The sequence below is a fragment of the Streptomyces sp. NPDC001568 genome (assembly GCF_042893755.1).
Taxonomy (GTDB): Bacteria; Actinomycetota; Actinomycetes; order Streptomycetales; family Streptomycetaceae; genus Streptomyces.
In genome coordinates this window covers 143,413-157,804 of the sequence record NZ_JBIAVF010000009.1, presented here as the reverse complement: position 1 = coordinate 157,804, position 14,392 = coordinate 143,413, and the positions used below count along the sequence as shown (strand labels likewise).

General features: G+C 63.9%; 9 protein-coding genes and 1 pseudogene. 6 read left to right on the top strand and 4 right to left on the bottom strand.

Going from position 1 to position 14,392, the window contains the following annotated elements; translation table 11 throughout:
* Position 1: 1 nt before the first annotated feature.
* Together ACFY0I_RS18445 and ACFY0I_RS18440 are read right to left on the bottom strand one after the other, a co-directional pair.
* Positions 2 to 1,108: a DUF4007 family protein gene (locus tag ACFY0I_RS18445; protein WP_388896558.1), complete on the bottom strand. Its 1,107-nt coding sequence runs from the start codon at positions 1,106 to 1,108 to the stop codon at positions 2 to 4.
* A gap of 62 nt (positions 1,109 to 1,170) precedes the next feature.
* On the bottom strand, positions 1,171 to 2,382 hold the full coding sequence (locus ACFY0I_RS18440; protein ID WP_388896556.1) for a cysteine desulfurase family protein: 1,212 nt from the start codon (positions 2,380 to 2,382) through the stop codon (positions 1,171 to 1,173).
* A 678-nt stretch (positions 2,383 to 3,060) separates the two neighbouring features.
* On the opposite strand from ACFY0I_RS18440, the gene ACFY0I_RS18435 reads away from it, so the two are divergent.
* Genes ACFY0I_RS18435 through ACFY0I_RS18425 form a run of 3 tightly spaced genes read left to right on the top strand, consistent with a single transcriptional unit; the run spans position 3,061 to position 7,399 of the window.
* Positions 3,061 to 4,635 (top strand): DEAD/DEAH box helicase, encoded by a 1,575-nt coding sequence (locus ACFY0I_RS18435; protein WP_388896553.1) that lies wholly within the window; start codon positions 3,061 to 3,063, stop codon positions 4,633 to 4,635.
* Positions 4,632 to 6,503: an ATP-binding protein gene (locus tag ACFY0I_RS18430; protein ID WP_388896550.1), complete on the top strand. Its 1,872-nt coding sequence runs from the start codon at positions 4,632 to 4,634 to the stop codon at positions 6,501 to 6,503. Before ACFY0I_RS18435 ends, ACFY0I_RS18430 begins: the two co-directional genes overlap by 4 nt.
* Positions 6,500 to 7,399 (top strand): phospholipase D-like domain-containing protein, encoded by a 900-nt coding sequence (locus ACFY0I_RS18425; protein WP_388896547.1) that lies wholly within the window; start codon positions 6,500 to 6,502, stop codon positions 7,397 to 7,399. Before ACFY0I_RS18430 ends, ACFY0I_RS18425 begins: the two co-directional genes overlap by 4 nt.
* A gap of 4 nt (positions 7,400 to 7,403) precedes the next feature.
* Here the strand turns inward: ACFY0I_RS18425 and ACFY0I_RS18420 are convergent, their stop codons facing one another.
* Positions 7,404 to 8,099: a class I SAM-dependent methyltransferase gene (locus ACFY0I_RS18420; RefSeq protein WP_388896544.1), complete on the bottom strand. Its 696-nt coding sequence runs from the start codon at positions 8,097 to 8,099 to the stop codon at positions 7,404 to 7,406.
* A gap of 1,022 nt (positions 8,100 to 9,121) precedes the next feature.
* Here ACFY0I_RS18420 and ACFY0I_RS18415 point away from each other — a divergent pair.
* The 3 genes and pseudogenes from ACFY0I_RS18415 to ACFY0I_RS18405 form a co-directional block, all read left to right on the top strand.
* A complete protein-coding gene (locus ACFY0I_RS18415; RefSeq protein ID WP_388896542.1) occupies positions 9,122 to 9,328 on the top strand; it encodes a helix-turn-helix transcriptional regulator in 207 nt (68 codons plus the stop codon).
* Between the two features lie 64 nt (positions 9,329 to 9,392).
* Complete coding sequence (locus tag ACFY0I_RS18410; RefSeq protein WP_388896539.1) at positions 9,393 to 10,481, top strand: tyrosine-type recombinase/integrase; 1,089 nt, start codon at positions 9,393 to 9,395, stop codon at positions 10,479 to 10,481.
* Positions 10,478 to 10,806: pseudogene (locus ACFY0I_RS18405) on the top strand (transposase); the annotation flags it as partial. The gene ACFY0I_RS18410 and the pseudogene ACFY0I_RS18405, both read left to right, overlap by 4 nt.
* Before the next feature lie 20 nt (positions 10,807 to 10,826).
* Here ACFY0I_RS18405 and ACFY0I_RS18400 read toward each other — a convergent pair.
* On the bottom strand, positions 10,827 to 13,283 hold the full coding sequence (locus ACFY0I_RS18400) for a DUF262 domain-containing protein (RefSeq protein WP_388896536.1): 2,457 nt from the start codon (positions 13,281 to 13,283) through the stop codon (positions 10,827 to 10,829).
* Positions 13,284 to 14,392: the final 1,109 nt, after the last annotated feature.

The following is a 14,392-nucleotide window of genomic DNA, read 5'->3' as shown; positions in this document are numbered from 1 at the left end:
GTTACGCGTTCTCCTCGATCAGGTCCAGAGCCTCGACCTGCTGTGGCTGTTTCTTGCGCGCTCGCTTGGGAGCGTTGCCGTCAAGTCCGGGGTACTTCTTGGTCCATTCCTGCGGGGTGGGGAATCCCTCGCGCTCCCGGACTCGTCCGTAGTGAGCGTCGAGGATGTCCCAGGCGAGCTCCAGCGGAGCCTTCGAGAAGGAGAGGCTGCGCTGCCCGAGCGCCTCGATGATCTGCAGGTCCGGGTGGTCACTCACAAGAGACTCGATGGCCTTGGTGAGTTCAGGCTCCCGCATACGGAAGGCCCTGCCCGGTGAACCCGGGTCCTGTGCGAGTCGGGCCAGGGAGACGGAGCCGGCGTTCGTCGAGAACCGCGCGGCGAAGTCCAGGCAGGCATACGCCAGCACAGGTGCCGGCAGGTTCGAGCGGGCTCCGTTGGTAAAGCGCCATGTGCGCTCTCTGCCCTTGCCCTGGCCTTCCAGCAGGCCGAGTTCACGGAATGGGGACATGAGGAGGTCTTCGAAACTTCCAGGGGACAGCGGGTTGAACTCCTGGTCCAGCGCATACATCTTGATCATGCATTCGACATCGCGCGAGATGGACTCCCCTGCGGGCCAGTCCTTTTCCTCAAAGCTCTCGTGGACGTGGCGTGTGATGACGTTGGTCATTTCGGCCGAGGTGACCCGAGAGCGAGGGGCCAGATTGAAGATCACATACCAGCTAGGCACCCAGCACTTCGCGTCAGCGCCGCTCGACAGGAGCCACCAGTGCAGCAGCCACAGGCTGCCTGTGTCCTCGAGGTAGGGGTCGGCTCCCTCCTCGTCGAGAAGCCACCGGGCCCGCCAGGTCGGGGATGCGACCAGGGCGCGGTAAGACGGGTCCTCGTGAGGGTGCTCTTGGGTGAGTTTGAAGGCTTTCGACCAGTGGCGCATGGAATAGACCATGTTCTTACCGACCCCGAGGAGGACCGGGGCATCCTCGCGGTGGAAGATCTCGCTGTCGTGTTTGACCTGCATGTACGCCTTGTGCAGCCAGCCGAAACGCGGAGCAAAGGTCTCGTGGCGCCCGAAGGAGAGTTCCACGGCTTCAGGAAGCCGGCTGTCTGACATGCGAGGGGCCTTTCAGTGAACAAGATCGAGGGGGAAGGATGTCAATGAGGGGATAACGCTCGTTAGGGCTCGGCCGTCGCGGCCATGACCGACCGGACGTGCCGTACGGCGTCGACGGCCGCGGTGGCAGCCCGTTCGATGTCGCGGTCGGTGGTGGCGTAGCCGAGAGAGAAACGCACCGTGGAGTCCGCGTCGTCGCGGCTGTGCCCCATGGCGAGAAGCACATGACTTGGACTCGGGGCTCCTGACGAGCATGCACTCCCGTCGGAAGCGGCCACGTGCGGCATTGCCGCAAGGACAGCGTCTGCCGGCAGACCAGGGAAGGTGATGCTGGTGACCCCAGGGAGGCGACGGGCCCGAGCTCCATTGATGCGGCAATCGGCGACCTCGGTGGTCAGCGCCGCTTCGAGGACGTCACGCAGTGCAGCGACTCTTTCTGCCTCGCGGGAAAGCTGCTGCCGAGCAGCACGCGCGGCTGCTCCGAGACCTGTGATTCCAGCCACATTCAGCGTGCCGGCCCGCCATCCCCGCTCATGCCCACCACCCACGAGCAGTGGGCGGTGCGGCAACGGGGTCCCCCGACGGACAAAGAGAGCCCCGATACCTTGCGGTCCGCCGAACTTGTGGGCCGAGAGGGAAAGCAGGTCGACATCGAGCTCGCGGAGATCCATGGGGAGCCGCCCGACGTACTGCGTGGCGTCGGTGTGGACCAGGGCGCCTGCCGCGTGAGCTGCCTTGCAGACAGGGGCCAGGTCCGTCAGTACTCCGGTCTCGTTGTTCGCGAGCATCAGAGAGACGAGAGCCACGGGGCCGTCGCGAAGCGCTGCGCCCAGAGGGTCAAGATCGACAATGCCGTCCTTGTCGACGGGAAGGACGACGAGGGAGTCGGCGTGCTCCGCCGTGATGGCGCGAGCGGTTTCGATCACGGCCAGATGTTCAGCGGCGGTGGTCACCAGCAAGCCGCCGCGTGCATAGCCGGTCCGTAAGGCGAGGTTGTTCGCCTCTGTGGCCCCGGATGTGAAGATGATCTCTCCGGGAGTGCAATTAAGCAGGTCAGCGAGGTGTCGGCGGGCCGCATCGACTCGGGCTGCGGCCTCGCGCCCGGGGTGGTGCATGCTAGAGGCATTGCCGACGCTTTGCAGTGCGTCGAGGGTCGCTTCCAAGGCCTCGGGTCGCAGGGGCGCGGTGGCGTTGTAGTCGAGGTAGACCACATCTGCGTCTCGCAGGTCACCTGCCATGTTCTGCCCCCATTTGCTGCTGCGTGCTCCGGTCACTCCTGGTGGCTCTCCTCGGTCGACTCTCATCTTCCACCAGGAGTGCACTGAGATCCTAACGAACACCTGAGACAACCGGGACAGACTCGCCACAGCCGGCCGCTCTCCGGCTCGGCGTCACCGCACGCACTCCTTGGGTCTCCAAGCGATCGCTCTGGTCTAGTCGCCGTGCTCGTGCCCGGCCCGTGGCGGGCGGCTGCCTGTGCGGTCTCCGTCTGGCTAGCACTCCTGGTGAATACCGAGCACACGCCTCCAGCCTTCACCAGGAGTCAATTCTGCCAGCCGTCCGGGATTGAGGCCGCCATAGCCGGCGGCGCATTCTGTCGAACGTAGTTTCTATTCTCTGGGTGAGTAGGGCCGGGCGCAAACGATCAAGTGTCTTCGTGGCGTGATTTCGATCGGGCGGATGCCCGAAAGGGGTCTACTGATCTGCTGATATGCGGGACGTGAACCCGATTGTCAGTGGGCGGGTTTAAGGTGATCGCACGCTGTTGCGCTGGGGCTACTCATCGCTGGGGCGATGCTTGGCGTCGGCTGTATGGGGTGGGGGCACTTCGTGTTGATGGTTAGTCAGGTGTGTATGTCGTGTTGTGCAGCGATGGCTGCCTACGCGGTGGTGGCCCCTTGACGGCGTGGTCGCCTGGCGTGGCCTTTCAGGCGGTCCTGGACGCTGCTCCGATGTCGTACATCCGCGAGCGGCTCGGCAAGGACCTGTGCGCTTTGTTGGACCTCATCGACGGTGGTGCGGCGGAAGATGAGCGACTCCGCGCCGTGGCGTCCGTGGCAATCGATGCCGAGGCGCTGGTCGCCGATGCGGTGCAACGGGAGGACCTGTTCGCGCTGCTGTCCGCCGTGAAGCAGCGGGAGTTGGCGCAGCGGCTGGGCTCCTCGGAGGCCAGCACCGAGCCGCCCGTATACCTCAAGTCCCTGAAGTGGTCGCTCGACCAGCGTCGGGAGCTGCTGGAGTTCCTCGGGTTCACTATCGACCGGGCGCCGGCGGTGCAGCCGCTGTTCCGTCAGGACTGCGGGCCGGAGTACGCCCTTTTCCCGCATCAGCGCACCGCGGCGGCCCGGGTGAAGGAGCTGTTGTACGACGGCCCGCGGCGGGTGGTCCTCCATCTGCCCACCGGGGTCGGCAAGACCCGCACCGGTATGAACCTGATCTGCGATCACCTGCGGCAGCATGAGCCGACACTCGTGGTGTGGCTGGCTCATGGGCAAGAGCTCCTCGAGCAGGCAGCTGCTGAATTCGAGAGGGCCTGGGGCAAGTTGGGTGACCGGCCGGTATCCGTGGTCCGAATGTGGGCTGATGCGCCGACCGAACTGGAAGGTGTGACGGATGGCGTGGTCATCCTCGGCCTGGAGAAGGCGGTCTCGGCAGCAAAGAGCAGGCCGGAGTTTCTGCAGCTCCTCGCTGCCCGCAGCAGCCTCACGGTGTTCGACGAGGCGCACCAGATCATCGCGCCCACCTTCCAGCGGGTCGTGGACGCACTGACCATCCGCCCGGACGCAAGCCTGCTGGGACTCACGGCCACACCGGGACGTACCTGGGCAGACATTGCCCAGGATGAGCGACTGTCCGATTTCTTCTCGCGCCAGAAGGTCATGCTGAAGATCGAGGGCTACAGCAACCCAGTCACAGCCTTGATCGAGCAGGGATATCTTTCCACGCCGACCATGAAGACGGTGGCGTCCGAGGCCGGCCTGCACCTGTCGGTACAGGACCAGCGCCTGCTGGCCAACTCGTTCGACATCCCAGCCAGGATCATCGCCGAGCTTGCCCGGGACGAGCAGTGGAACCTTAAGGTCGTTCAGACCATCATGGATCTGCTGGAGCGAAAGCACCGCAGAATCCTGGTGTTTGCGGCGTCCGTCGACCACTGCCGCCTCATTGCGGCGGTGCTGTCCGCCGTGGGCCTCGACGCCGAGTTCGTCACCGGTGAATCCTCGACCCGACACCGCAACCAGGTCATCACCCGTTTCAAGAGCTCCGCACCGCGCCCGATGATCCTGTGCAACTACGGGGTCCTGACGACGGGCTTTGACGCGCCGGCGGCCAGCGCCGCAGTCATCGCCCGCCCGACCATGTCACTGGTGCTCTACAGCCAGATGGTCGGCCGGGTCATCCGCGGCCCGAAGGCCGGCGGAACCGCCACCTGCGAGATCGTCACTGTCGTCGACCCGGTACTTCCCGGATTCGGAGACGTGGCCGAGGCATTCATCAACTGGGAAGATGTATGGGAGACCGCGTGACCAGCGAAGGCAACAACTACCGGATCGTCAGCCCTTCGCTGACCGTGAAGGCCATGCGCGACAGCGGATACAAGAACACGGCGTACGCGCTCGCCGAGCTCATCGACAACAGCATTGATGCCAAGGCCAAGCTTGTAGAGGTCTTTGCCTGTGAGAGCCCGGTACAGGTAGCCGCTCGTACGAGCCATCGGGTTGAGACCATCGCCGTGCTCGACAACGGCACGGGTATGGACGCTGAAGCTCTGCGCCGGGCACTGAAGTTTGGTGATGGCCGCGGTGACGACCGTAAGCGCATCGGTCGTTTCGGGATGGGTCTGCCCAACTCCAGCATGTCCCAGTGCACCAAGCTCGAAGTGTGGTCCTGGACCAATGGCCCTGGCAACGCCATGTACAGCTACCTCGACCTTAAAGAAATCAACAAGGGTCGGGATGACGTCCCCGCCCCGGAGTTCGACCCGCTCCCCGAGTACTGGCGTGATCTCAGCCTAGGGCTGGGCAGTACTGGAACCCTGGTCAAGTGGACCAACCTCGACCGCGTCAACTGGCATGGTGCCGCGGCCACACTGCGCAACACGTCGGACATCATCGGACGCGCCTATCGGCACTACCTCGATGCCGGCACTGTCGACATCAGGATGGCTCCGGTCCGCGACGGCGCCGTGATCGACGGTGAGTACTACGCCGCGCCCAACGACCCGCTGTACCTGATGGCATCGACCAGCACCCCGAAACCGTTCGATGAACAGCCTATGTTTGAACCTTTCAACATGGGCACCGAAGACCAGCCCGGTGTTGCGCACTTCCCCATCGTCGTCGATGGCAAGCAGCACGTGGTCAAGGTGCGTGCCTCCATCGCGCGCCCCGAGGCTCGCCGCCCCGATATCGAGGGCAAGCCCTGGCCGGAGAGCGCCAAGGCCACGAAGGACGGGGGCTCTCAGCTCTGGGGCAAGCACGCCCGCCACAACATCGGTATTTCGCTCATCCGACACGGCCGTGAACTCGACCTCGACTCCTCCTGGGCCATCGGTTACGACCCTGTGGAGCGCTGGTGGGGTATCGAGATCGACTTCCCTCCGGCCCTCGATGACGTGTTCGGTGTCACGAACAACAAGCAGACTGCGACGATCTTTTCCTCGCTCGCCCACTTCGACTGGAAGTCTGAAGCGGAGGCAGACGAGACGTTCAAGGCGTTCAAGGATCGCCTCGCGGACCTCGGTGATCCTCGTCTGCGGCTCATCGACCTTGCCCTCTACCTCGAGACCAAACTTCTCCCCGCGATTCGGCGGCACCTGCGGCAGCAGACTGTGGGTAACCGCAAGACGAAGAGGCGCCATGACGACGCCGTCAACGCCAAAGCCACGGACGCTGTCAAGCGACGTAGCGAGGACGGGCATACGGGTAAGACCGACGACTTGGCGGAAGGCGCGACTCCTGAAGACAAGCGGCAGGAACAGTTCGATGCCCTGACCCAGCGGCACCACCTCGATGAGGACACTGCGCAGTCCCTGGTCGATGAGGCCCTGGAGAACGACTGGCGCGTGCGCTGGATCTCCAGCTACCAGGACTCGCACGCGTTCTTCAGCGTGGACCTCATGGCAGGCATGCTCCAGGTGATCTTCAACGAAAAGCACCCGCTGCACGCCCACCTGCTGGCAGTTCTCGAAGAGGTGCCGGAAGACGCCACCCCGGATGAACTGAGGCACCGCCTTGACCGGGCGGCCGATACCTTCAAGCTCCTCCTCTTCTCATGGGCCCGTATGGAGGACGAGATCCCCAGCGACCGGCAGCGCGAGAAGATCGCAGATGCGCGGCAGGACTGGGGCCGCTACGCCCGCGACTTCATCGACGGCGAGGACGAAGGGGAGTGACGGAGTACGACCACGTTTGGCGGCAGATCGAGGGGTTGCTGCAGCACGCTTCGCGGAGCGTGACCCTGATCGCACCGTTCATCAAGAAGCCGATCTTCGAAGCGGCTGTTGCAGCCGTGCCCGCATCCGTGGAGCGCATTCGCTGCGTGACACGGTGGACCCCGGCGGAGGTAGCCGCCGGGATCTCCGACCCGGAGATCATGGAGTTGGCAGAGAGCGACAAACGCGTCCAGGTCGATCTCTGCCCTGCGCTGCACGCCAAGATCTACCTCGCTGACGACCGCTGTCTGGTCGGCTCCGCAAACCTGACGGGCAAGGCCACTGGTCGTGTACCGAACAGCAACTTCGAGCTACTGGTCGAAGCCCCCGCGGCACACCCTGAGGTCCAGCGAGTCTTGGACCAAGTCGAAGCCGCCTCCAGTGAGGCGACACCACAACAGGCAGCCCTCATCCGTAAACAGGCCGAACTCCTCAAGGCCGAGACCGGTCCGCCGCAGACGGAAGTTGCGGAGGCGACGTCGCTTTGGTACCCGGCCACTCGGCGACCAGAGAACCTTTTCGCCCTCTACAGCGGGCGCGGAACGTTTGCGTCCGCTGTAGAGGCCGGCATCGTGCGGGATCTCGCCCTGCTTAACGTTCCAGCCGGACTGGAAGAGGCTCAGTTCAACGCTTCTGTGCGGACTCGGTTGCACGCCATACCAGAACTACGGAAGCTGCAGGAGGGCGAGAGTCTCAGCAACGTAGAGCTGGCGGCAGCCATTGCGCAGCACTCGGGTGTGACCGACGCTCTGGCCCGCCGGAGGACGGAGAACATCGCAGCCTGGCTCCAACACTTCGACAGGTACTACACCGAGGTGGGCTCTTGGGAGATCCGCCGTGGTCGCGAACTGATCTGAGAGTTCAACGGGACGGCTGGCCGCGATTGCGGCCAGCCGGAAGCTCACCGGCCTGCGATGCGTATCCTGTCGCCTCGGGGGCCGAAGGCTTCTCGAAGAACAGGTTGTTCCAGAACACGCCTTCACGCCCGAGGCTATCGGCTTGCCGACTCTGGTGGATAAGGCGGAGCCCCAGGGAAGTCAGTAGAGAGATCGTCTCAGCTGCGGACACGGCGTACATGCCGCGGTCTGCTGCTATCGGTCCGCCGCGTAGGACTATTCCCAGACGACCGCCGCCCTCCAATAGCTCGTCGAGGCGGATTGCGGCGGTGTGCCGCTGAGCCTCGGGCAGGAACATCCATACCGCTGTCAGCAGCACCAGCTGAAAGCGCCTGCAGGGTTGCCCGAGGCTCCCGAGCTCGGGCAGGTTGTCATCTACCCAGGAAATATTGTGAGTCGCGTGGATGCGCTGACCTACGGCCCGTAGGTCAGCGGCAGGTTCGACAGCGACGACCGTGTGTCCTCGAATCGACAGGGCGGCTGCGTCCCTGCCCGTGCCGGCGCCGATGTCCAAGGCCCTGACCGGATTCGTCGGCATGAGGTGGAGGACCTGGCGGTGCACTTCGTGGAAAGTGACGCGTTCGTACAGAGAGGCCAGAGCGTTGGCCTCGCCGCAAATGGCGCGGAGTTCTGCTTCAGTCCTTCCACGCCCACTGTGCATTGCGAGCCTCCCTCCAGAACTCTTCCTTTTGACAGGCTAGTTTGCCTCCATTAGGCGGCCAGTGGTGGGGGTTGACCAGATCGCGTGTTGCGCCGGGTGATCCTCGGTGGTTGCCGATGGCCATGCCTGAAGCACGCAGGTCCAGATTCAGGTAGAAGAAGGAACGCGGCGGGCAGAGGCTCCAGGTCAGGGCTGGCCGTCGGACACCACCGACCGGAGGGTTGCCGTGAGTGCACTGCCCGCCGAGCCGTACGACACAAGAGGTTGAAGGTGTTCTCGAGCAGGTGCAGCACCGCGAGGTCGACGTCCACGTCGCCTTCTGCCCTGACTGGCCAGCTGCTTCGGAGCACCGACCCCGCCCGCTGCACCTTCTGAAGGGCCACCGCCGATCTGGTCGCGAGCGGCGTAGCGGCCATCGGCAGGCAATGCTCCTGGCCCAGTTCGCTGGTGGCAGACGGCTACCGGGCCCAACGAGTGGAGATCGCACCGCGACCCATGTCAACGTACTGATCTGACTAAACCCGCAGGTCAGGGGGATTCTCGCACCCTGGATGAATGCGGCGGCTGTTTGGACGGGGAGCTTCATGGCGCGCCACAAGATCAATGTCACCGGAATGCACGAGGACGGAACGGTGTGCCGCCGGCGCACGAGCACACGAGGGGAGGAACCCCGCTGACCGCAGGGTGCGCTGGCCGGTTGCGGTGCCTGGCTGAGTGCGGTTGCGGGAAATGGAGCGGGAGGTCGTCCACCAAGTCGTACGCAGCTGAGATGGGCAAGAGGCACCACAGCGCACAGGCCTGACCTGCCGCTCACGGTGGAGCCGGAGGGAGGGTTGTTCGGCGGGGCTTGCCAGCAATCGGCGATGCAGGGCTGCTATCACCCGATCCGTGAATTCGGAATTCACGGATTCTCTGGATTATTGGATCTGTCCGTAGCGGCTGTGCTTGGCGGTGGAGCCGTGCGGACGGATCGGTATCCCTCGCCCTGGTGCTCGGCACCTTGATGTCCCAAGGAGCTCCCTGTGTACTCACGCTTGCTCTCCATTCCCGCTGTCGCAGCCGCTCTGGATGTCGACCGACGCACGGTATACCGCTTGATCGCCGCTGGGGACCTGCCCGTCGTCGACCTGCGTACCGGCACGGGAAGGTCTCGTGTACGCGTCCCTATTGCTGGCCTCGACGAGTTCATCAGCAGCCGAACAGTGGCTTCTGCGGCGGCTCGCCACTAGCCCTGCCCTGCCGCACTGGCTTCTTCACCTCCGAATCTAAGGAACAGCTCTGTACCTGCGCAGATTGAAAACCGGTAACTGGCAGGCGACCGTGCGCAATCGGGTCGGAGAGCGATTCAGTGAATCGTTTCCGCTGAAAACGCAGGCACGGGCCTGGGGCCTCGACAAGGAGGCCCAGTTCGCTCGGGGGACCCTGAGGAATCCTCGCGCGGGCGAGATCCCATTCATGGAGTGGCATGACCGATGGTGGGGTGCGCGGGTCGCAGAGCCGCACACGCTGCGCGGAGATGCCTCCAGCATCAAGAACCACGTTCTGCCGCATTGGGCTGCCTGGGAGATGGGGGACATCACGCGTATGGATGTCCAGACCTGGATCCGTGTGTTGGTGGACAAGGAGGTAGGAGCTTCTGCGATCACGCGCGCTTACAACCTGACGTCCTCCATCATGCGCGCGGCCGTGGACGACGACGTGCTTCCGGTAAGTCCCTGTCGCAGCATCGACCTGCCCGCCATCGCGGTCAAGCCCCCGCAATGGTTCACGCTCGACCAGGCGCAGAGCATCCTGGATGAACTCTCAGCACCATGGCGGACCATGTGTCTGTTGGGCTTCTACACGGGTCTGCGCTGGGGTGAACTCGCCGGCCTGCACAGCCATCGCATCGACCGGCGCCGCTCGCGCCTGTTCGTGGTGGAAGTCAACACCAAGAGCGGAATCAAGGAGTATCCCAAGAGCTCGAAGAGTCGCCGGGAAGTACCCCTTCCCGGCCATGTCCTGGAGGCGCTCGAGCGCCACACTCATCGGCTTGAACGGGACGCACTCGTCTTCACCACCACTACCAGGGGCCGTGCTGGACGTCGCCTTGATGACGGCAACTGGAGGCGTCCGACCTGGTGGCCGGCGGTGGGCGAGGCCTCCTTCTTCGATTCAGACGGCGAGCAACAGCCAGTCCCGCACTACCCACCGCACTCCATTCGCCACACCTGCGCATCTTGGCTCGTGCAGAAGGGAGTCTCTCTGTACGAGGTCCAGCACCTCCTCGGCCACGAGAGCTTCCAAACCACTCAGGGCTGCGCTCACCTGCAGCCGGATGCCCATAAGACTGTCCTCGGGGAGTGGGACCGCCTTGAGGCCCCGCTGATCATCGCTGCATGAACGACTCTGCGCCCTGTCCATCACGGACAGGGCGCAGTCGTTCTTGAGTCTGGCGTCCCCATGCATCGCGTCAGATGAGTTGTGCGACCGCTTGCTGCCGCAGCAGCCTCGGCGGTTCAGGTATCCGAAGCCGCTGCCGGACCGGGAGGTGCTGTGCGGGGTCCTGTACGTCCTGCACACTGGCATCCAGTGGGGACACCTTCCACGGGGCCTCGGGTCTCTCTCGGACACAGCCTGCTAGCGCCGGCTCCGGGACTGGAACGAGGCCGGCGTGTGGCAGTCGCTGCGCGAAGTGTTCCTGGCCGGTCTGAGCGCGGCCGCCCGGCGCCCAGCTGGTCCGCGGCGTTATGCCGTTCCGACCGCTCCCCCCGCATCCTCGCTCTCGTCGAGCTCATCATTCTCGATCTCCAGATCCTCGACCTTGACCACCGGATCACCGCTGGAGTCAGACAGCTCCAGGCCGAGCCAGCCCTTGAGCCGTGTGTAGGCCAGACGTAGGAGGACTTCAGCACGCTGATCCATGAACGTCGGATCCCACTCGTCCTCACGCTGCCCCAGTGCGCGCAGGTGTGGGAGGTAGCGCGACATGGCCGCTAGATCTTCAGTCGTCTGCGCGAAGGTCAAGCCAGAGCTGTTGAGGATCGACTTGGAGTCCTCGGCCGTCGGGGCACCGAGTGCCGCATACAGGACCCTCTTCTCGGTCCAAGGCCGCGAGCTGAGGGACGTGTTGGCGGCGCCTGGTGCCAGGACGAGATTGCCCAGCTTGTGGACGGTTTCCTTCTGGCTGTAGAACTCCTGATCCCACCCACCCGTGGCCTGCTGCGGCGCGATGTGTTCGATCGTGAGGTGTGTCTCGTCCGCCCAACCGTCTGCGGTGAAACACGAGGCGACCCCCGCCTTACCTTGGATGATCAGTCCCGGATTCTCCTGATCTTCAAGTGTGTCGTGATATGCAGCCAGAAGAAGGAAACGCGTCAGCGGGCGGCTAATTGAGTAGAGCGGCAGTGCGGAAGCAGAAGCCAGGAACGATGGCAAATTTTGTACGTCGCCGTGCTTGGGGTGTGACAAACGCGCCGCAAGTTCCTTCTTCAGCGCCTCAGAGTCGACGATCGGATCAGGCTTCGATGCATCGGTCACTGCCCACTGCCGAGCGAGCGGTCCAATGCCCGTGAGCGAGTCCCCGGCCATGACCGCCCGGTACTGGCTGTCGATGTTGCCCGTGCCGCGGCGGGTTGCTCGCCAGAAGACCGTGAAAGCAGTGATTGCCTTGATCGCCTTCTCGAACTCGTCGATACGCTCCTTCCTCGCCTCCCCTTCGTCCGCGTGGACAGCCTCGGAGTAGAAGCGCACGAGCGGCGCGATGGCGATGGTGTGATTGAGTGAATTGAGGAAGGTCAGACACAACTTCACGGTGTCCGTCATGGCGGTCGCTTCTAGGCCGAATAGCGTGCGAGGAGAGTTGGCCGCGGGCTCCCACGTCTTCCCGACAAAGGCCGCCGTGTCGCTTAGATGGCGCAAGTACGCGCTCCGATCATCGGCCGAGTCTTTGTAGCGCTCGAAGGTATCGCGCATGTATACCCGCTGATCCGGAAGGCGCTTGGAGAGCTTCTTCCCAGTCTCTGCCAACGCGAAAGTAACCAGCAGGTCGCGGGTGGCGTTCTGAAGTTTGTCTCCGACGTCGAAATGGTCGAGGTAGCCCTGAACCCCCTTCATGTACGTGTATGCGTCCGAGTCCTGGTAGTCCTGAATCTTCTCCGCCATGACCACCCGAGGAAGGAAGGTTTCGAAGGCGGTCAGAGGCTCGCCCGTGGTGTTCAACGACTCGAAGATCGTGAAGGCGTAGTCCTCGTCTTTGCCTTGTACGACCGTCAGAGCGATGCGGTTCAAGCCATAGGCGGCAAACATGACGAGTCGCATCAGCTCAGCCTCGGGCTCGTCCTGCAACTGCTCCAGCCAGGTGCAGAGCCCGGGGTCGAGTTCGTGGTTGAAGAGCGCACGCTGGAACTCGATGCCAGTTGCAAGGGTTGCTAGCGACGGCAGATCCTCCAGCTCCTCGACAGCCTTTCGCTGCGCCAGCTTGGTCAACGCCGTACGGATCTCGTTGAACCTCTTGATGAGATCGCCTTCGCCGTCGCCCGCATCCGGTCGCGCCTTCGGTTTGAAGTCCGTCGGCTTGGAGGATGCCGGCTCGCTGTCGGCTAGCACCGAGTACGTGTAGATAAGGTTGGCGATCGGTGACTCGTACTTCTTGAGCTTCTCGTCCTTGGCCCACTGGTCATGGAAGGCTCGAATTAGGCGCGGGTAGATCGGCGTAGTTCCGAAGTTCTTTCGCTCGTAGAACGCCGCCCCAAGCATCTGCAGGATGTTGATCGTTTCCGAGTAGAGGTGGGTCCGAGCACTATCGGCCGAATCCGGCTCCTTGCCCTTGAAGACCTTCCAGGCCTGCTGACGAGTGAGGTTGTGCAGGCCGACCAGCAGGATAAGAAGGCTCGACAGACGCTGCTGCCCATCGATCACGGTAAGAACCTTGGACGGGACCTCGGGCTTGACGATTGGCCTCACCGTGACGTGGTTGACGTCATGGATGGTGATGACGGTCCCCAAGAAGGTGAAGCTGTCTGGCGCCTCACCTAGATTCTTGAGGCCATGCAGTGTGTCGTCGAGCAACTTCTCGACCTTGTCCTTGCCCCAGCCATACGGACGCTGGTAGGGCGGTAGGTAGAGCCCCAGGCCGTTGTCAGACAGCAGCTCGCGGAGACTTTTGCTCTGCGCCTCGAATATTTCCTTGGCCTGCGTAGGCACCCCGTAGTCCTCTTTCGGTCGGCAGGTTCGGTCAGATCAGATGTTGCACACGAGGCAAGCGTCGTCGCCACCCTCCTCAGCAAGGACATCATCTAGTACTCCAGCGTCGGTAGTTGCTGAGACGGGCTGTTGTCTGGTGGCGTCTGCGCCAGATGGGCCAGTGCAGCAGCCTGGCCGCGGATGTGAGCGGAGGGATGAACACCGCGGCGAGTGGTTGGCGGACCTCCTGGACGGTCAACGCCATAGGGTCACAGCTGCGGGCCGGGTGGTGCGGATCGGCGGGCCGGTCGCGGGTCGAGTCGCCGGCGACGGCGGTCAGGAAGACCGGGGCGAGCATGGCAAGCGTGATGTGGCGCTGCCACGAGATCCAGTTGCGGACCTGATAGTGGGTTGGCGGCCTGGAAGCACTCCTCGATGCTCCAGCGGATGCCGGTGACGCGAACCGGTTCGGCCAGTGTCACCGCGGTGGGTGATCAGCAGAGCTAGAAGGCGAGTTCGTCGGTGGTCTGGTTGCGGCGGATCAGCAGGCGGAGAGTGCTCCCGCTGCCGATGCGGACCGGGGACCGAACCCGAGGTCCCACGGGAGGTGTCCCCACTGGATGCCGATGTGCAGGATCCCGCACAGCACTCCCGGTCCGGCAACAGCTTCCGCCCCGGATGCCGGGACCGCATAGGCCGCTGCGGCAGCAGCGGCCTATGCGGTCCCGCAGCTCATCTGACGCGATCCACGGCGCCGCCGCCACATCCGGCTGAACGCGCAGATCCCGTCATGGACACGGCCACGAGGCCCAACACACCTCATTGTGGTAGCCGCCGTTCCACGTCCGGGCGGGGACCAGGCAGGTGGCGACTCCCTGAGCGGCTGCGTGCTTCCCGAGAGTGTGTGCCAGGGATCCGCCCCCTGCTGGACGAACCGTGAGTGGGCGGTCAAGATGGGAGCCGAGGCAAGCCCCTGACCGATGGCCGGGTGACCGATTCAAGTACCAGACCCTGGTCTTGGGGGATGGCTTTGGGTATGCGGGAGCTCCCCACAGAGCCCAAGCATGCGGATCGACGCTTGCCGCGTTTGACGCTCGTTTGACGCTCTCGGTGCCTGAGAGATCTTTTGC

Bases quoted from the DNA above. Each gene is read 5' to 3' on its own strand.
- ACFY0I_RS18435 (WP_388896553.1), top strand. From the start codon at position 3,061: ATGTCGTACATCCGCGAGCGGCTCGGCAAGGACCTGTGCGCTTTGTTG.
- ACFY0I_RS18420 (WP_388896544.1), bottom strand. From the start codon at position 8,099: ATGCACAGTGGGCGTGGAAGGACTGAAGCAGAACTCCGCGCCATTTGC.
- ACFY0I_RS18445 (WP_388896558.1), bottom strand. From the start codon at position 1,108: ATGTCAGACAGCCGGCTTCCTGAAGCCGTGGAACTCTCCTTCGGGCGC.